We start from the raw sequence: 18056 nt of genomic DNA on the forward strand, positions 1-18056 counted from the left end.
CCAAATTGAGGTGGGGAGCCCTCCCGGCAGGAGCCGGGACCCCACCTGTCGTCAATGAAAGGGAGTTGTCATTTATGTTGGTTATCCGTCCTATCGAGCAGCGCGACTTCGCCGGCCTCAAGACCTGTGCCATCGAATCCGGCACCGGTATGACCTCGTTGCCGGTCAACGATGAACTGCTGCAACGCAAGATCGATGCCTCGACCCAGACCTTCCTGGACAAGCCCGCCGGCAAGGGCGATTGCCTCTATTTCTTCGTGGCCGAGGATCTGGAGACAGGCGAGATGGTCGGTACCTGCGCCATCGACGCGGCCGTCGGCCTGTCCCAGCCGTTTTACAACTATCACATCGGCAAGGTGGTGCACTCTTCCCCCAAGCTCGGCATCTACAACGTGGTTGAGACGCTCACGCTCTCCAACGACTACACCGGCAACTCCGAGCTGTGCACCCTGTTTCTGCGTGAATGCGCCCGCGAGGGGCTCAATGGCCGCCTGCTTTCCAAGCACCGTTTCCTATTCATGGCCGAGCACCCCGAGCTGTTTGACAAGACCGTCTTCGCCGAAATGCGCGGCGTCTCTGATGAGAACGGTCACAGCCCCTTCTACGAGTGGCTGCAAAAGCATTTCTTCTCGATGGACTTTCCCACCGTCGACTACCTCACCGGCATCGGCAAGAAGCGCTTCATCGCCGAGCTGATGCCCAAGTACCCCATCTACGTCAATCTGCTGAGCAACGAGGCACGCGCCGTCATCGGTCAGACCCACGAGAAGACCCGTCCGGCCATCAAGATGCTGCAGGACGAGGGCTTCGTGAACCGTGGTTATGTCGACATCTTCGATGCCGGCCCCACCGTCGAGTGCGATGTGAAGCACATCCGCAGCGTGCGCCGCAGCCAGAAGCTGGCGGTGCTGGTGGGTGAACCCATCGGCGGTCACACCTATCTCGTTTGCAACGCCAGGTTTGAACAATACCGCGCCTGCTACGGCAACATCCGGGTCGATCTGGACAAGCACGAAGCCATCATACCGCCCAAGATGGCGGCCGCCCTCAAGGTGGAGAGTGGCGACATGGTTCGGGTCGTCGATCTGGAATAACGGATCCATATCACCACATTGAAGCAGGCTGCCGAGGCGGCCTCTGCACCACAGGGAGTGAATTGATGATGTCTTTAGTCCAGTTTATCGATGGCCAGTGGCTGGCCGGCGAAGGCAAGCCGTTCGAATCAAAAGATCCGGCCAGGAACGAAGTGATTTGGCGCGGGGAGGCGGCGAGCCAGACCCAGGTGGACGCCGCCGTCAAGGCTGCCCGCGCGGCCTTCTACCATTGGTCTGATCTGGCCCTCGAGGATCGTCTGGCCATAGTGCGCCGTTATGCCGATCTGCTCGGCGAGCACAAGGAAGCGCTGGCCCTGACCATCGCCCGGGAAACCGGCAAGCCGCTGTGGGAGACCCGCACCGAAGTGGCGGCCATGCAGGGCAAGATCGCCATCTCCATCCGCGCCCATGACGAGCGCACCGGCACGGTCGAGAACCCCATGCCCGGTGCCAAGGCGTTCGTGCGCCACAAGCCCCACGGCGTGGTCGCCGTGTTCGGCCCCTACAACTTCCCGGGCCACCTGCCCAACGGTCACATAGTGCCTGCGCTTATCGCGGGTAACGCCGTGGTGTTCAAGCCCTCCGAGCTGACCCCCATGGTGGCCGAGGCCATGCTCAAGGTATGGCAGGAGGCGGGGCTGCCCAAGGGCGTGCTCAACCTGGTGCAGGGCGAAGTGGAGACCGGCAAGGCGCTGGCGGGCAATCCGGACATCGACGGCCTCTTCTTCACTGGTTCGTCACGCACTGGCCACTTCCTGCACCAGCAGTTTGCCGGCCAACCGGGCAAGATCCTGGCCCTGGAGATGGGTGGCAACAACCCGCTGATCGTGAAAGACGTGAGCGACATCGACGGTGCCGTCCATGCCATAGTCCAGTCTGCCTTCATCACCTCCGGCCAGCGCTGCACCTGCTCCCGTCGTCTGTTCGTGGAGCGTGGCGAGCGCGGCGATGCCCTGGTCAAACGGCTGGTGGAGGTGGTCGGCCAGATCAGGGTCGGCCTCTATGATGCTGCCGAGCAACCCTTTATGGGCGCCATGATAAGCGAGCGCGCGGCGCTCGGCATGGTCGAGGCGCAAGCCAAGCTGCAACAGCTGGGGGGCGAGAGCCTGCTCAGCCTCAAGCACCTGGAAGCGGGCACCGGTTTCGTCTCTCCGGGCATCATAGACGTGACCGTGATCAAAGCGCTGCCGGACGAAGAGTACTTCGGTCCGCTGCTGCAGCTCATTCGCTACGACGACTTCGATGCCGCCATCGACCAGGGCAACGCCACCAGCTTCGGCCTCTCGGCCGGCCTGCTCGGCGACAACGAGGCGGACTGGAACCACTTCTTCAAGCGGATCCGTGCCGGCATCGTCAACTGGAACAAGCCCATCACCGGCGCCTCCAGTGCCGCGCCGTTTGGTGGCATCGGTGCCTCCGGGAACCACAGGGCGAGCGCCTACTACGCCGCTGACTACTGTGCCTATCCGGTCGCCTCGGTGGAAGATAGCAAGGCCGCGATGCCGGATCAGCTGTCCCCGGGTTTGACCTTCTAATCGAGAAGGAGGGGGTTGATGTGGCAGGAGAGGCCCAACGCTGCCGACGACTGCGTCATACCCCCGGTCTGATCTTCTGATAGCAAGAAAATAAAAGAGGGGCACTGAACAGGTGCCCTTGTCTGTACCCGCAATCAAAGGAAAGAGAGATGCAAAAGGATATCGAGACCCTGTTTGGCCATCTGTGGGACAACTACATTCAAGTCACCCCCAGTGCCCACAAGGTTCACCAACTGCTGGGGGGCGGAGCCCCCATCATCAACGATCACGTGGCGTTTCGTACCTACAACTTGCCCAAGCTCGGCCTCGAGAAACTGGCGGCCCACTTCCGTGCCCTGGGCTACGAGGAGAAAGGCGAGTATGTGTTCAAGGCCAAGAAGCTCTATGCCAAGCACTTCGAACATGCCGATCCGGATGCGCCCAAGGTGTTCATCAGCGAGCTGAAGGTGGAAGAACTCTCGGAAGGCGCCCAGGCCATCATCCACAAGCTGGTGGATCAGGTGCCCGATCACCTGACCGACACTCCAGCCTTCCTCTACACCGGTGCCCCCTGGCAGGTTTCCCACGCCGACTACCAGACGCTGCTGGCAGAGAGCGAGTACGCCGCCTGGATGGCCGCCTGGGGTTACCGTGCCAACCACTTCACCGTCAACATCAACCGCTTGAAGGATTTCGACACCATCCAGCAGGTCAATGCAGCCCTGAAAGCGGCGGGCTTCGTGCTCAACACCGTCGGCGGCGAGGTGAAGGGGGATCCCCAGGTGATGCTGGAGCAATCCTCCACCATGGCGGACAAGGCCGAGGTGCCCTTCAGCGACGGCGTGCGCACCATCCCAAGCTGCTTTTACGAGTTTGCCCTGCGCTACCCGCAGGCCGACGGCGTGCTCTACCCGGGCTTCGTCGAAGCGTCGGCCGACAAGATCTTCGAATCCACCAACGCCATGTAATGGCCACCATGAAAACAACGCCCCGCCTGGGGCGTTTTTATTTTGGATTAAATACGGTCAAATTATTGCTGTGGTGTAGTGCCCTGTCGGGCTAAGCGCTTGCCCAAAGGAATGAATAAAGTCATTTGATATACATCATTGAAATATTCCATTAAACAGATGATGCCGAAACTAAATGCTGAACTGTGTCTGTAGCATGTGACTGATTTTTAAGTGAGAGTATTTTATGCGATTTTTAATTTCCCCCTTTGTGGGGGCAGGGAAAATCAAGTTTGGCATGACTCCTGACCAAGTGAGATTATTATTAGGAGGAGTATTTGACTCTTTTAAAAGAGCGGAGGAGTCTGTATTTCCATGTGATTACTTTGAGAATTTAGGAGTGTTCGCATATTACAACGCCTCTGGCGTTTTGGAGGCGATAGAGTTTACTGAACCAGCGGTTCCAGAGTTCGAAGAAATGGACTTGCTAAAAATTCATTTCAAGGACTTGATCACGTATCTTTCAGATAAAGACAAAGGCCTAGGGAAGGTGCGAATAAGCGGGGAAATTCTTCTCGGCTGACTCAGTCATTTCATTTCTTCATGTTTGAGCCGATTTTTTCTCCCGTAAATGCCTTGAATCAGCCTATTTAGACCGTTTCTTCGCCATTTAAGGCGTTATTCCCAGTTTTTAGTGAGATCTCTCCCACTGACGTATCATTTGGTCCGCCCGAAACAGGTTGGCCAGCGTGAATAACATCGCCAGTTGGTTATCGTTTTTCAGCAACCCCTTGTATCTGGCTTTCACGAAGCCGAACTGTCGCTTGATGATGCGAAATGGGTGCTCCACCTTGGCCCGGATGCTGGCTTTCATGTATTCGATGTTGATGGCCGTTTTGTTCTTGCGTGGATGCTGTTTCAAGGTTCTTACCTTGCCGGGGCGCTCGGCGATCAGCCAGTCCACATCCACCTCAGCCAGCTCCTCGCGCTGTGGCGCCCCTTGGTAGCCGGCATCGGCTGAGACAAATTGCTCCTCTCCATGCAGCAGATTACCCAGCTGATTGAGGTCATGCTCGTTGGCCGCGGTGGTGACTAGGCTGTGGGTCAGGCCACTCTTGGCATCGACACCAATGTGGGCCTTCATGCCAAAGTGCCACTGATTGCCTTTCTTGGTCTGATGCATCTGCGGATCGCGTTGCTGCTCTTTGTTCTTGGTCGAGCTGGGTGCCTCAATGATGGTGGCATCGACCAAGGTGCCTTGAGTCATCATGACGCCTGCTTCGGCCAGCCAGCGATTGATGGTCTTGAACAATTGGCGGGCCAGTTGATGCTGCTCCAGCAGGTGGCGGAAATTCATGATGGTGGTGCGGTCCGGCAAGGCGCTATCCAGGGATAACCGGGCAAACAGACGCATGGAGGCGATTTCGTACAGAGCATCTTCCATCGCGCCATCGCTCAGGTTGTACCAATGCTGCATGCAGTGAATGCGTAGCATGGTTTCCAGCGGATAAGGTCGCCGGCCATTACCAGCCTTGGGATAAAACGGCTCGATGACTTCCACCATGTTTTGCCATGGCAGAATCTGCTCCATGCGGGACAAGAAAATCTCTTTTCTGGTCTGACGGCGCTTACTGCTGAATTCACTGTCGGCGAAGGTAAGTTGATGACTCATGATGAACCCTGTTCCATGGCTCCAGATGACAAACAGGATCTCATATCAGGGACTTGTTCGCACCTTCCCTAGGTATCATCCGTATCACATGGCCTTGAGAACATCAAGCTAATGGTTCGAGATATAGAAGCGCCTCCTTTGTGGAGGCGTTTTTGTTGGCGGCAGGGGCTCATTTGCCCACTCTAGCGAGGGTAAAGTGCGCCCTGATCGACCAGCAAGGTGGTCATGCCGGCGGCCTTGCCCGCCTGAATGCCTATCCGGGTATCTTCAAACACCAGGCAGTTGGCCGGGTTGGCGCCGAGCAGCTCGGCCACTCTCAGGAAGGTGTCGGGATGGGGCTTGTGGTTAGTCACGTCATCGGCACTCACCAGCACGGGGATGAAGGCATCGAGCCCGGTCTGGCGCAGGATGTGCGCTGCATGTTCCCGGGTTGAGCCGGTGCCTATGCCCATGGGTACCTTGCCGTGGTAGCCCTTGACCAGCTCCCACATGGCGGGGAAGACGCTGACGCTGTCGATCCGCTCCAGATAGAGGGCAACCTTGCGGCGAGCGAAGGCCTCTATGTCGATGGCCAGCCCGTGCTGCTCGGCCAGCATGGCCACTATCTTGCGGGTGGGAATGCCGCCGTACTCGTTGAGCTGGGCCCGATCGAACGGCAGGCCGAATTCGGCGCTGGTGATCTCCCAGGCATCCAGGTGCAAGGGCATGGAGTCCACCAGGGTGCCGTCCATATCGAAGATCAGGGCGTCGTATTGTTCAAACTGGAACTGCTCGGACATGGGGTACTTCCTCCTCGGCTAAAAGAGCACACTACCAGATCCGCTCCCCGGATGCCGCGACCGCCGTCGTGGTGAGGCAGGCGGCGGGCTTGACCCTCGGCTGCTGATTTATGAGACAATCATGCGCTCTGCGCCTCGGGTGCCGGCATCTCACAGTAGCGAGCCTCTTTTATGTCCCCAAAAACCGTCTTCTCGAGCGTGGCCCTGGTGATCGCCCTGGGCTCACTGGAAAAGAGCATAGTCACCACCCCCTTGCCCATCATTGGCGCCGAGCTGAACGCCGGCGCCGCCCTCACCTGGGTGGTCACCGCCTACCTGCTGGCGGCCACCGCCGCCCTGCCCATATACGGCAAGCTGAGCGATCTGTTCGGCCGGGTACGGATGCTCAACATCGGCATAGGCCTGTTTCTGGCAGGGTCCGTGGCCTGTGCCCTGGCCCAGGATCTGACGACCCTGCTGGCGGCCAGGGTGTTGCAAGGGTTGGGGGGCGGGGGGCTGATCGCGCTCGCCTTCACCGTCATCGCCGACTGCATTCCCCCGCGGGAGGTGGGCAAGTATCAGGGCTACATCTCGGCGGTCTATGCAGTTTCCAGCATCGCCGGGCCCCTGCTCGGGGGCTACTTCACCGAGCAACTGAGCTGGCGCTGGATCTTCTGGATCAACCTGCCCCTCGGGGCCCTGGCGCTCTGGCTAGTGAAGCGCAACCTGGGCCACCTCAATGTGCGCCGTTACAGCCGCTTCGACTGGAAGGGGGCGGGGCTGCTCATCACCGTCACCACCCTCTCTCTGCTGTTGCTCTCGCCGGAAGCCACGCTGTCCGCCATCTGGCTGGCGGCGGGGCTGGCTCTGGCCCTGCTGTTGCTGATCCTGGTGGAGCGACGGGCCCAGGATCCCATACTGCCCGCCCATCTGGCCCGCTTGCCCGGTTATCTGGTGAGCGTGCTGCTGGCGCTGGCCTCGCAACTGCTGATGTTCGCCGTGCTGGTCTACCTGCCGCTGCAGATGCAGTGGCAGAAGGGGATGGGAGCCAGCGAGAGCGGCCTCTACATGGTGATCTTCATGGTCTGCATCACGGCGGGGGCCTTCGTCGGCGGCAAGCTGATTGGCCACTCCGGTCATTACAAGCGCTTCGTGGTGGTGGGCTTCGCCCTGGCGGCGCTGGCCCTGTGGCAAATTCACTTCGATCTCTTTGCCAATCTGGGGCTGGGCTTCGCCGGTCTGGGGCTGGGGCTGGTGCTGCCGGCCCTCTCGGTGGTGGTGCAAAACGCCCTGCCGCGGGAAGATCGCGGCATCGGCATGTCCCTGTTCAACTTCGGCCGCGAGCTGGGGGGCGCGGTCGGGGTGGCCATCTGCGCCGTGCTGTTCCACGGGGCCCTGCCGGCCGGGACCAGCCATAACCTGGCGAGCCTGAGCCCCGCCGAGCTGGCACCGGGGTTCAGCGCCACCTATGTGGGCATGGCACTGATCGCCAGCGCCGCTCTGCTCATCACCCTGCTGGCCCTGAAACGCCACGAGCTGGCCAGCATGCCGGCCTGATGGCTGCTATCCGATACAAAGAGGGCTCCCCGCGGGGAGCCCTCTTCATTGGTGCAGGCTGGAGCCTTTCTTCCCGTTTCGCGGCCTTCTGTCAGTCTGCCGCTTATCGGGCGTCGGGGCGGGAGGGCAACCTGACCGGCTCGGGTCGCTGGCGCTCGGTCTGGGCGTCCAGCTCCTTGCCGAGGAAGTAGTTCAGGAAGGTGCGGATCACCGCGATGATGGCGAGGCGGACAAGCTCCTCCTTGCTCGGCGCGACCGTGGTGGCCAGGATGTCGGCGGCGAGCTGGAACTCCAGAGCCAGGATGAGCCAGCTGCCGAAGCAGAGGCGGATGCGGGGAAAACCGGGTTCGTGATCCCGCACCCGTGCCGCCAGCCAGAGGGTCTTGCCCAGCCCTGTCACCACGCAGGCGATAGAGATGATCTCCAGCAGCAGCTGGAACAGCTCGACCCCGTGCATCATGCCCTCTCTCAGGCTCGCTATCTCAAACACTCGGGTCACCTCCCTGATTCAAAAGGGACACTTTTAACACGGCATGGGGGAAGGATCCAACTCAGAGCCCCTTGAGCAGCATGGCGACCTGTGCGAGAACATGACGGGCCGCAGGGCTGATGCTCGCCAGCTGGAAGAAACCGTGGATCACCCCGAGCTGTCGCTGACAGGTAGCCGTAACACCGGCTTGCAGCAGTTTGCCATACAAGGCCTCTCCCTCGTCACGCAGGGGATCGTACTCGGCCGTGAGGATATGGGTGGGCGGCAGTCCCGCAAGATCAGGATGGTGCAGCGGGCTCGCCTCGGGATGGCTGGTGGGCAGCCTGCCCAGATAGGCCTGAAACCCGCTGAGCAGCATGTCGCGAGTGATAAGGTAGTCCTCACCGAGCTGTTGATAGCTGTCACTATCGCCCGCAGCATCGAGCATGGGGTAGATGAGGATCTGGGCGGCGGGCAGTGCCGCTCCCGCCGCCTTGAGCCGCAAGGTGGTGACCAGGGCGAGGTGGCCGCCGGCACTGTCGCCTGCGAGTGCGACTCGCCCGGGATCGCCGTGCCACTGCGGCAGCCCGGCCATGATGGCGAGAGTCGCTGCCAGCGCGTCGTCATGGGCGGCAGGATAGGTATGCTCGGGGGCGAGGCGGGTATGTACGGCAAACACCAGGGCATGGGCACTGTTGCACAACATCCGCATCTGGCGATCGTGGGTCTCGAAATCCCCGCTGACGAAACAGCCGCCGTGGAAATAGATCAGCACCGGATAAGTGGTGGAAGGGGGGGATTTGGGCTGGTAGAGCCGGATGGCGTAGTGATCGGCCTGCCACTCCTCGATGGCGCCCACCTCTTCCCGCTCGCCCCCCAAGACGGCAGAGGCAAGATAGCCCTCACGCCTGGTCTGCCAGCTCAGCTTGCTTGCCTTGGGGCGACCCGCGGCGATGAAGTCCGCCACCATGGCGGCGATGGCAGGTTCAAGTTGTGTGTTCATGCTGCACCGTTGGCTGTATATAAATACAGGCATTGTGCGCTTTTGGCCTGAGAGTGCAACCGGGGTTAGCTGAGGCAGCTCACAAAATCAGGCTTCAATCAGTGTGAATTCAATTACATAGAGCGGCGGCAGTGCGGGGTAGATGTCCCGGATGACCGCCTTGAGCTCGGCGAGGGTCATGTTCTCCTGGCGAGCGTGCTCGTCGGTCAGCTCCTCGAAGGCCACGGGGGTGACCGAGAGCACCTCTATGGCACCAAAGGGCTGGTACTCCGGGTTGGTGAAGAGCGCGAGGCGCTGGCCGGACTGCCAGTTGGCCTCGCTCTCGTCGCGGATGGTGATGGTCTTGCGGCCGGACTGGATATCGGCGACGAAGCGGCCGAAGAAGGTGAATTCCGGGTAGATTGGGGTGTGAACAGACATTTTCTCTCCGAAGGACAAGGGGTGAGCAGGGGCCGGATCAGCCAGTGGCTGGCCCATTCTAGGTGTGCCGGGGAGGGCGCGCAGCACTTTTTGCCAGACGGGCGCTGGGGCGCTTGCTCTGCCCTGCAAAGTGGCTGCAAGTGAACCCGAATGTGCGATGATGTGGGCTCCTCTTTCTTGATATGTAACAAAATGGAGGGGGACTGGCTGTGGTCTGATGGCGTCTGGCGCGGTTCTCCGCCCGGCGGACATGAACGAAAGGAGCGAGTGTGAATTCCGAGTTGATCTGGGTGCTCAGCATGCTGGTGGGTGCCATCTTCCTGTTTATTACCAACAGGGTGCGCATGGATGTGGTGGCCTTGTTGATCATCATCCTGTTCGTGTTGAGCGGCACCCTGACCTTGCCACAGGCGTTGGCGGGGTTCAGCGATCCCAACGTCATCCTGATCGCCGCCCTGTTCGTGGTGGGGGATGGCTTGGTACGCACCGGCATCGCCTATCAGGTAGGGGATGCCCTGGTGAAGGTGGCGGGCAGCAGCGAGACCCGGTTGCTGGTGCTGCTGATGGTGGCGGTGGCGACCCTGGGGGCCGTGATGAGCTCAACCGGTGTGGTGGCCATCTTCATCCCCGTGGTACTGAGCGTGGCGAACCGGATGGGGATCCCTGCCGGACGGCTGATGATGCCCCTCGGCTTTGCCGGTCTCATCAGCGGCATGATGACGCTGGTGGCCACCCCGCCCAACATGGTGGTGAACAGCGAGCTGATGCGCCACGACATCCAGGGCTTCGGCTTCTTCGGTTTCACCCCCATGGGGGTGCTGATCCTCGGGCTGGGGGTAATCTACATGCTGCTGATGCGTAACCGTCTGGTGCGCGAGGGGGAAGAGGGCAAAGGCAAGCAGGCGGGGCGCAGCACAATGCGCGATCTCATCCGCGACTATCGCCTGGCCGGGCGGGCGCGCCGCCTGGCGATCCGCCCCGATTCTCCCCTGATAGGCCAGACCCTGGACGAGCTGCAACTGCGTGCCCGCTTCGGCGCCAACGTCATCGGGCTGGAACGCTGGCGCAAGTTTCGGCGGGTGATGGTGACCGTTTCCGGCGTCACCGAGTTCCAGGCCAAGGACGTACTGCTCATCGACATGTCCGACCCCGAGGTGGACGTGCGGGAGTTTTGCAGCGAGGCGCGGCTCGAGCCCATGATATTGCGCGGAGAGTATTTCTCGGATCAGGCGCGGGAGGTGGGTATGGCCGAGGTCTCCCTCATTCCCGAATCCCGCCTGCTCGGCAAGAGCATCCGCGAGGTGGCGTTTCGTTCCCGCTACGGCCTGAGCGTGGTGGGGATCCGCCGCAATGGTGAGGCGCTCACCGGCAAGCTGGTGGATGAGCCGCTGCTGATGGGTGACAGCCTGCTGGTGGTGGGCAACTGGAGCCTCATTCGCCAGTTGCAGACCCACCACCGGGACTTCCTGCTGCTCGGCCTGCCCGCCGAGGTGGATGAGATGGCGCCGGCCCGCAGCCAGGCCATCCACGCCTTGATTGCCCTCACGGTCATGATAGTGCTGATGGTGACGGATCCCGTGCCCAACGTCATAGCGGCGCTCATCGCCTGCCTGCTGATGGGCAAGTTCCGCTGCATCGACATGGAGAGCGCCTACAAGTCCATCCACTGGCCGACCCTGATCCTGATCGTCGGCATGCTGCCCTTTGCCTTGGCGTTGCAGAAGACCGGCGGGGTGGATCTCATCGTCGGCGCGCTGATCTCGGCGGTAGGGGAGATGGGGCCCCGTGTCATGCTGGCCAGCCTGTTCGTGCTCTGCGCGGCCATCGGGCTCTTTATCTCCAACACGGCCACCGCTGTGCTGATGGCGCCCATTGCGCTCGGCACTGCCCAGCAGATGGGGGTCTCTCCCTATCCCTTCGCCATGACCATCGCCATTGCCGCCTCGGCGGCCTTCATGACGCCGGTCTCCTCACCGGTCAATACCCTGGTGCTCGGGCCCGGCAACTACAAGTTCATGGACTTCGTCCGCGTGGGCGTGCCGTTTACGGTGCTGGTGATGGTGGTGAGCGTCATCGCCATCCCCTGGTTCTTCCCGTTCTGAGCACGTTTGAGGGAGACAAGGAGTGCAAGCGGCCTGCGGGCCGCTTTTTATTGGCTATCCTTCCCGACGCTGTGGGATGAGGTTCGGGCTGACAAGGTAGTGAGCAGGGAGAACGGCAGGGAAGGAGAGGAGACAAGGGCTGAAATCCGGGCACAAAAAAACCAGCATAAGCTGGTCTGTTTGGTACTGCCTTGATGGTGCGGAAGGAGAGACTCGAACTCTCACGCCTAGGGCGCCAGAACCTAAATCTGGTGCGTCTACCAATTTCGCCACTTCCGCAATATTAATGGTGGCTATGACGGGATTCGAACCTGTGACCCCCGCATTATGAGTGCGATGCTCTAACCAACTGAGCTACATAGCCGTTTGTTATCGACCACCAAGTGGAAGAGAACAAAATAATGGCTGGGGTACTAGGATTCGAACCTAGGGATGGCGAGATCAAAACCCGCTGCCTTACCGCTTGGCGATACCCCAACGACGATGCCTGACAGAGACTATCAAACATCTTTTAAAAATGGCTGTGGCACTAGGATACGAACCTAGGAACGTTGACGAGATTAAAAACCTCTTACGTTTACCACAGTGTTCACCGACAAGTTCGATGAACGGCAATAATGGCTGGGGTACTAGGATTCGAACCTAGGGATGGCGAGATCAAAACCCGCTGCCTTACCGCTTGGCGATACCCCAACTGAACAACTTGTAAATGGTGGCTATGACGGGATTCGAACCTGTGACCCTCGCATTATGAGTGCGATGCTCTAACCAACTGAGCTACATAGCCGTCTTGTATCCGACATTGTCGATTACAAGTAAAAATGGCTGGGGTACTAGGATTCGAACCTAGGGATGGCGAGATCAAAACCCGCTGCCTTACCGCTTGGCGATACCCCAACAGTGCTCTTCGACAGTCATGAGACAGGCCAAAGAACTTTTAAAAATGGCTGGGGTACTAGGATTCGAACCTAGGGATGGCGAGATCAAAACCCGCTGCCTTACCGCTTGGCGATACCCCAACTGAACAACTTGTAAATGGTGGCTATGACGGGATTCGAACCTGTGACCCTCGCATTATGAGTGCGATGCTCTAACCAACTGAGCTACATAGCCAACCGTGCTTCCAGTGAGTCGTTGCCTCGTCACTGTGCGGCCGGAATTATGCGTATCTGGCTCTGGGGCGTCAACCCTTTTTTTGCCAGAAAAACCGAATTTGGGTGCGTTTGGCGAGTTATTGGACGCTGTCGCGCAAAAGCCCAACAATCTGGTTTTTTTTGCGACATTTGGCAGCAGATCCGCAACCTGCGCCCATAACAAAGAGGCCAGCAAATGCTGGCCTCTCATGGGGTTAGACGTTGAACAGGAAGTTCATGATATCGCCATCCTTGACGATGTAGTCTTTCCCTTCGGCGCGCATCTTGCCCGCTTCCTTGGCGCCTTGCTCACCCTTGTAGGTGATAAAGTCGTCGAAGGCGATGGTCTGGGCACGAATAAAGCCTTTTTCAAAGTCGGTGTGGATCTTGCCCGCCGCCTGCGGGGCGGTGGCGCCGACCGGAATGGTCCAGGCGCGCACTTCCTTCACCCCGGCGGTGAAGTAGGTCTGCAGGTTCAGCAGCTCGTAACCTGAGCGGATCACCCGGTTCAGACCCGGCTCTTCGATCCCCAGATCGGCCATGAACTCGGCGCGGTCGGCGTCGTCCAGCTCGGCGATGTCCGCCTCGATGGCGCAGCAGACCACCACCACAACGGCGTTCTCGGCGGCGGCGATTTCACGCACCTTGTCGAGGAAGGGGTTGTTGTCGAAGCCATCTTCCGCCACGTTGGCGATGTACATGGTGGGTTTCAGGGTCAGGAAGTTGAGGTGGGCAACGGCCGCCAGCTCTTCCTTGTCCAGCTTCATGCCGCGGATCATCTGGCCGTTTTCCAGGGCAACCCGAATCTTTTCCAGGGTTTCCACTTCCAGCTTGGCATCCTTGTCGCCGCCCTTGGCGCGCTTGGACTGACGGTGGATTGCGCGCTCGCAGGCGTCCAGATCCGACAGGGCCAATTCGGTATTGATCACCTCGATGTCATCGGCCGGGGAGACCTTGCCTGCCACGTGGATGATGTTCTCGTCCTCGAAGCAGCGCACCACGTGACCGATGGCTTCGGTCTCGCGGATGTTGGCCAGGAACTGGTTGCCCAGACCCTCGCCCTTGGAGGCGCCCGCCACCAGACCGGCGATGTCCACGAACTCCATGGTGGTCGGCACCACGCGCTGGGGGTTGATGATGGCCGCCAGCTGGTCGAGGCGGGGATCCGGCATGGGGACCACACCCGTGTTCGGCTCAATGGTGCAGAACGGGAAGTTGGCGGCTTCGATGCCGGCCTTGGTCAGCGCATTGAACAGGGTGGATTTGCCTACATTGGGCAGGCCCACGATACCGCATTTAAAACCCATGAATTGTTACCTTACGTGATGGATGCTGTGAGGGGCCACGCGGGCAGCCCTGTCATATTGTGCGAGCCTGACTCATGTCAGGCATCTGTATTCAGACTTTCTCGGCCTTGAAGCTGTGCAGCCGGTTCATGGCCTTGGTCATATCTTGTTTGAACAGGATATCGGTGGCGTGTAGATCGGAATTCGTCCAGTGCACCACCGACCAAAATCGGTTCAAACTTTCTCGGCCTTGAAACTGTGTAAACGATTCATAGCCTTGGTCATGTCCTGCTTGAACAGGATGTCGGTGGCGCGCAAAGACTCATCCAGTGCGGCCTCGATCAGGCTCTGTTCACTGCTGGGCGCCTTGGTCAGCACGAAACCGGCGACCAGCTCCTTGGCACCGGGATGACCTATCCCGAGGCGCAGCCGGAAGAAGTTATTGTTGTTGCCCATCCTGGCGATGATGTCTTTCAGGCCATTGTGGCCGCCGTGACCGCCGCCCTGCTTGAACTTGGCGATGCCGGGGGGCAGATCCAGTTCGTCGTGGGCCACTAGTATCTCTTCGGGAACTATCTGGTAGAAGCGGGCCAGGGCCGCCACCGCCTTGCCGGAGAGGTTCATATAGGTGTTCGGGATGAGCAGCCGCACATCCTGCCCCTCCACCAGGAAGCGGGCGGTGTGGCCGAAGAACTTGGGCTCTTCGCGCAGGCTGACATTGTGCCAGCGGGCCAACTGCTCCACATACCAGGCTCCCGCGTTGTGGCGGGTCTTGGCATATTCGGGGCCGGGATTACCCAGCCCGACAATCAGTTTGATTTGATGCGTCACGCTTGATGTCTTCACTCGCTACTTGCCATGAGCGGATGGCCCGGGGCAATGGGACGCAATATTCTAGCCGCCGAGTGGCGATCACTCAACCAAAGCTCGGCGAGCCGGAGGAATAACCCGTGAACCGGGTGCCAACGGCCGCTAAAACGGGCCCCTTGTCGAGGCCCGTGTTGGTTTGTGTTGGCTGGGGTGGCGCCTTATTTGGACCGCAGCAGTGTGACCGTCTCTTCATCCAGGGCGGTCAGCAGGGGGCGGGTATAACGCACATAGTCCACGAACGAGGCTGCGTCTGTGCCGCAATCCACCTTGGCCGCCTTGCAGTCGAGGGCCTTACCCGGCCCATAGACGGCGCTGAGCTGTTCGCCACGCTGCGCCACTGCCAGCACCGGGAAGGCGGTCAGCTGACCCGCAACCCAGGCGAGATCCACGCGCTCGGCACTCTTGTTCTCTGGACTCTGGCTCTCTGGACTCTGGCGCTGGGCCCGTGCCAGGGTCTGCCAGCCGTCGTTGCCGTTGGCGCTGTAGGCGTTGGTCACCACCCGATAGCGCTTTGCATCCACCAGATCCTGCCACTGACCCTCGGCCGTTTTCCACTGCAGCCGGGTCAGCTGGCCCGCCTTGCCTGCTTCGGTCTCCTGGAAGGTGTAACGCAGGTGGCCGCCATAGGGGAATTTGCCCGCATGGGCGCTGGCGGGCAGGGTGGCCGTGATGGTTTCGGTCAGCAAGGCGCGCACCTCGGCACCGGAGAGGGTCAGTACGCTGAGCGGGTTCTTGAACGGCAGCAGGCTGAGGGCCGCCTCTCCCTGCCGCAGTTCACCGGCGGGCAGGTCGGCGCGCACGCCCCCCACCGCCAGCAGGGCGAAGTCGACCGGACCGCCGGTCAGGGCCTTCACCTGCGGGGTGTTGGCCCAGTGGTATTGACCTTCCGCCACCAGGGGAGCGACGTCGGAGCCGTGGCTGTCGCTGCCGTTGTCGCCGGGGCGACGGGCATTTTGCAGCGGCGCGGGAAGGGTGCCGATGACGGGGCCGTAGGCCTGCTCCAGCGCCGGCTTGTAGTGGCTGTCGATGATGCCGCGCAGGCGGGGATCTTCATCCACCGTCACCAGGTTGGGCTGGGCGTCGATGAACTTGCCGGCCTGCTGGCTGCGGGTTTCGTCGAGCACCTGCTGGCGGGCCGGATCGGCGAAGAAGTCGCGGCTGGCCAGCAGCTGGTTCTGGCCCTTGCAGGCGATGACCCGGCCCTGGGCGTCGAAACTTACCCGGGTCAGGCCGATGGCCTGGGCGTAGGAGCCCGCCTGCACCACGCAGGTCAGGCCCACGCCGTCCGGATTGGTGACCAACTGGGCGTATTCCCCCGTCTTGCCCCAGCCGATGTTGCGAAAGTCACCGAGCAGGCTGTGGGAGTGGCCGCCGACGATGGCATCAAAGCCGTTTACCTTGGCCGCCAACGCCAAATCCCGCGCGTTGCCGATATGGGTCAGGGCGACGATCCGCTTGATCCCCCTGGCTTGCAGCAGGTCGACCGTGGCCTGGGCCGAGGCCACCTCCTTGGCAAAGCGCAGCTTGCCGACGTTGGGGGAGATGTTGGCCATGTCCTCCAGCACCAGCCCGATGACGGCGACCAGCTGTTTGTCTGCTGGCAGATGGTCGAGATCGGTGACCGGGCTCTTCTGGTTGCCGTCGAAGGCGTAGATGACGAACGGCTTGAGGTTGCTTGCCCGACTCAGATCCGGATCGTCGCGGCTGTCCAGATTGGCTGCCAGCACCGGGAAGTTCACCCCCTCGATGAAGCGGGCGAGCTTCTGATTGTCGAGATCGAACTCGTGGTTGCCAAGGGCCATGGCATCCAGGCCGAACTGGCTTAGCAGTTCGGCATTGGCCATCCCCTCGTTGAGCTTGAAGTAGCCGCTGCCCTGCCAGGCATCGCCGCCGTGCAGCAGCAACAGCGGCTGGTTCTTGGCGAGCGCCTCGGCCTGGTAGGCTTTCGTCATGGTGAGCAGGCGGGGATAACCGCCGAGGCGGGTGTAGAGGGTATCTGCTTCCCCCTGCTTGCCAAAGAGGGCTCCCTTCAACACGGCGTTGACCGGGTCGAACTGGGAGTGGGTATCGTTCATGTGTGCCAGGGTCAGGGTGAAGGGCGGATCCTGCTGGCCGGTCAGGCAGGCAGAGAGCAGGGCGCACAGGGGGAGGAGAGTGAGGAGACGCAAGCACTTCATGGGGACTTCCTTAACCTGCGGGGGCAGGGCATTGCTTTGACCGGCTTGAAAAAACAAAAACCGCCAGTTGGCGGTTTTTGTCACAACGGGGTTTATCAATGCTCAAACATGGCAGAGATGGACTCTTCGTTGCTGATACGACGAATGGCTTCCGCCAGTACGGTTGACAGGGTCAGCTGCTTGACCTTGCCGATCGCCTTCATCTCCGCGGTGAGCGGAATGGAGTCGGTGATGATCAGCTCGTCGATGACCGAGTTCTTGATGTTCTCCACGGCGGTGCCGGAGAAGACCGGGTGGGTCGCATAGGCGAACACGCGCTTGGCACCGCGCTCTTTCAGCGCTTCGGCCGCTTTGCACAGGGTGCCGCCGGTGTCGATCATGTCGTCGACGATGACGCAGTCACGGCCTGCCACGTCACCGATCAGGTGCATGACCTGGGAGACGTTCGGACGGGGACGACGCTTGTCGATGATGGCGATGTCGGTGTCGTCCAGCAGCTTGGCGATGGCACGGGCACGGACCACGCCGCCGATGTCCGGCGAGACGACCACGGGAGACTCGAGGTTCTTGGCTTTCATGTCTTCCAGCAGCACAGGGCTGCCGAACACGTTGTCGACGGGGACGTCGAAGAAGCCCTGGATCTGCTCGGCATGCAGGTCAACGGTCAACACACGGTCCACACCCACGCTGGAGAGGAAGTCGGCGACAACCTTGGCGGTGATGGGCACACGGGCGGAGCGGACGCGGCGGTCCTGACGGGCATAACCAAAGTAGGGGATAACGGCAGTGATACGGCCAGCTGAAGCACGACGCAGTGCATCCACCATGACGATCAATTCCATCAAATTGTCGTTGGTCGGGGCACAGGTGGATTGAATGATGAAGATATCGCCACCGCGTACATTCTCGTTGATCTGTACGCTGATCTCGCCGTCGCTAAAGCGACCTACGGCAGCATTGCCGAGTTTGATAAACAGGCGATCTGCGATCTTCTGGGCTAGTTCCGGCGTTGCGTTACCAGCAAACAGCTTCATGTCAGGCACGGTTTGAAACC

The 18056-nt window shown here is 60.6% G+C and carries 15 protein-coding genes and 8 tRNA genes; 6 read left to right on the top strand and 17 right to left on the bottom strand.

What is annotated here, in order from left to right; all coding sequences use genetic code 11:
• Nucleotides 1-74 precede the first annotated feature (74 nt).
• The 4 genes from astA to KI797_RS05460 all read left to right on the top strand — a co-directional run bounded on the left by astA (nt 75) and on the right by KI797_RS05460 (nt 4138).
• On the top strand, nt 75-1094 hold the full coding sequence (gene astA / locus KI797_RS05445) for an arginine N-succinyltransferase (RefSeq protein ID WP_025326162.1): 1020 nt from the start codon (nt 75-77) through the stop codon (nt 1092-1094).
• 65 nt (nt 1095-1159) lie between these two features.
• Nucleotides 1160-2629 carry a succinylglutamate-semialdehyde dehydrogenase gene (gene astD / locus KI797_RS05450; protein ID WP_226171891.1) on the top strand — a complete coding sequence of 490 codons (1470 nt, stop codon included), beginning with the start codon at nt 1160-1162 and terminating at the stop codon, nt 2627-2629.
• Nucleotides 2630-2778: 149 nt separating this feature from the next.
• The gene (locus KI797_RS05455; RefSeq protein ID WP_042649569.1) at nt 2779-3576 is read left to right on the top strand and encodes a DUF1338 domain-containing protein; all 798 of its coding nucleotides are present in this window, start codon (nt 2779-2781) and stop codon (nt 3574-3576) included.
• Between the two features lie 226 nt (nt 3577-3802).
• Nucleotides 3803-4138 (top strand): hypothetical protein, encoded by a 336-nt coding sequence (locus tag KI797_RS05460; RefSeq protein WP_226171893.1) that lies wholly within the window; start codon nt 3803-3805, stop codon nt 4136-4138.
• Nucleotides 4139-4246: 108 nt separating this feature from the next.
• On the opposite strand, the gene KI797_RS05465 is transcribed toward KI797_RS05460, so the two are convergent.
• Both KI797_RS05465 and KI797_RS05470 read right to left on the bottom strand, forming a co-directional pair.
• The gene (locus KI797_RS05465) at nt 4247-5227 is read right to left on the bottom strand and encodes an IS5-like element IS5 family transposase (RefSeq protein WP_026141915.1); all 981 of its coding nucleotides are present in this window, start codon (nt 5225-5227) and stop codon (nt 4247-4249) included.
• 182 nt (nt 5228-5409) lie between these two features.
• Nucleotides 5410-6006, bottom strand: a complete 597-nt coding sequence (locus tag KI797_RS05470; RefSeq protein ID WP_226171895.1) for an HAD family hydrolase — start codon at nt 6004-6006, stop codon at nt 5410-5412.
• Between the two features lie 171 nt (nt 6007-6177).
• Between KI797_RS05470 and KI797_RS05475 the strand changes: the two genes are divergently transcribed.
• Nucleotides 6178-7542, top strand: a complete 1365-nt coding sequence (locus KI797_RS05475; RefSeq protein ID WP_226171897.1) for an MDR family MFS transporter — start codon at nt 6178-6180, stop codon at nt 7540-7542.
• A 103-nt stretch (nt 7543-7645) separates the two neighbouring features.
• Here the strand turns inward: KI797_RS05475 and KI797_RS05480 are convergent, their stop codons facing one another.
• From KI797_RS05480 to yqfB, 3 genes are all read right to left on the bottom strand, one after another.
• Complete coding sequence (locus KI797_RS05480) at nt 7646-8032, bottom strand: DUF1622 domain-containing protein (RefSeq protein WP_042648465.1); 387 nt, start codon at nt 8030-8032, stop codon at nt 7646-7648.
• A 61-nt stretch (nt 8033-8093) separates the two neighbouring features.
• Nucleotides 8094-9014 (bottom strand): alpha/beta hydrolase, encoded by a 921-nt coding sequence (locus KI797_RS05485; RefSeq protein WP_226171898.1) that lies wholly within the window; start codon nt 9012-9014, stop codon nt 8094-8096.
• A gap of 87 nt (nt 9015-9101) precedes the next feature.
• Complete coding sequence (gene yqfB / locus KI797_RS05490) at nt 9102-9434, bottom strand: N(4)-acetylcytidine aminohydrolase (RefSeq protein WP_226171899.1); 333 nt, start codon at nt 9432-9434, stop codon at nt 9102-9104.
• A 269-nt stretch (nt 9435-9703) separates the two neighbouring features.
• Between yqfB and KI797_RS05495 the strand changes: the two genes are divergently transcribed.
• Entirely contained in the window at nt 9704-11536 is a 1833-nt protein-coding gene (locus tag KI797_RS05495; protein WP_226171901.1) for an SLC13 family permease, read from the top strand.
• A 195-nt stretch (nt 11537-11731) separates the two neighbouring features.
• Here the strand turns inward: KI797_RS05495 and KI797_RS05500 are convergent.
• From KI797_RS05500 to KI797_RS05560, 12 genes are all read right to left on the bottom strand, one after another.
• A tRNA-Leu gene (locus KI797_RS05500) sits at nt 11732-11815 on the bottom strand.
• Between the two features lie 8 nt (nt 11816-11823).
• Nucleotides 11824-11900: transfer RNA gene (locus KI797_RS05505), tRNA-Met, on the bottom strand.
• A gap of 38 nt (nt 11901-11938) precedes the next feature.
• A tRNA-Gln gene (locus KI797_RS05510) sits at nt 11939-12013 on the bottom strand.
• A gap of 141 nt (nt 12014-12154) precedes the next feature.
• A tRNA-Gln gene (locus KI797_RS05515) sits at nt 12155-12229 on the bottom strand.
• Between the two features lie 17 nt (nt 12230-12246).
• Nucleotides 12247-12323 (bottom strand) — tRNA-Met (locus KI797_RS05520).
• A gap of 35 nt (nt 12324-12358) precedes the next feature.
• A tRNA-Gln gene (locus KI797_RS05525) sits at nt 12359-12433 on the bottom strand.
• 47 nt (nt 12434-12480) lie between these two features.
• Nucleotides 12481-12555, bottom strand: a tRNA-Gln gene (locus KI797_RS05530).
• A gap of 17 nt (nt 12556-12572) precedes the next feature.
• Nucleotides 12573-12649: transfer RNA gene (locus KI797_RS05535), tRNA-Met, on the bottom strand.
• 235 nt (nt 12650-12884) lie between these two features.
• Nucleotides 12885-13976, bottom strand: a complete 1092-nt coding sequence (gene ychF / locus KI797_RS05540; protein ID WP_005330171.1) for a redox-regulated ATPase YchF — start codon at nt 13974-13976, stop codon at nt 12885-12887.
• A gap of 213 nt (nt 13977-14189) precedes the next feature.
• Nucleotides 14190-14786 (bottom strand): aminoacyl-tRNA hydrolase, encoded by a 597-nt coding sequence (pth, locus tag KI797_RS05550; RefSeq protein ID WP_005330168.1) that lies wholly within the window; start codon nt 14784-14786, stop codon nt 14190-14192.
• A gap of 197 nt (nt 14787-14983) precedes the next feature.
• Nucleotides 14984-17002 (bottom strand): bifunctional metallophosphatase/5'-nucleotidase, encoded by a 2019-nt coding sequence (locus KI797_RS05555; protein ID WP_226171903.1) that lies wholly within the window; start codon nt 17000-17002, stop codon nt 14984-14986.
• Nucleotides 17003-17097: 95 nt separating this feature from the next.
• A complete protein-coding gene (locus tag KI797_RS05560; protein ID WP_005330162.1) occupies nt 17098-18045 on the bottom strand; it encodes a ribose-phosphate pyrophosphokinase in 948 nt (315 codons plus the stop codon).
• Nucleotides 18046-18056 lie beyond the last annotated feature (11 nt).

The organism is Aeromonas media (assembly GCF_020423125.1).
Classification (GTDB): Bacteria; Pseudomonadota; Gammaproteobacteria; order Enterobacterales; family Aeromonadaceae; genus Aeromonas; species Aeromonas media.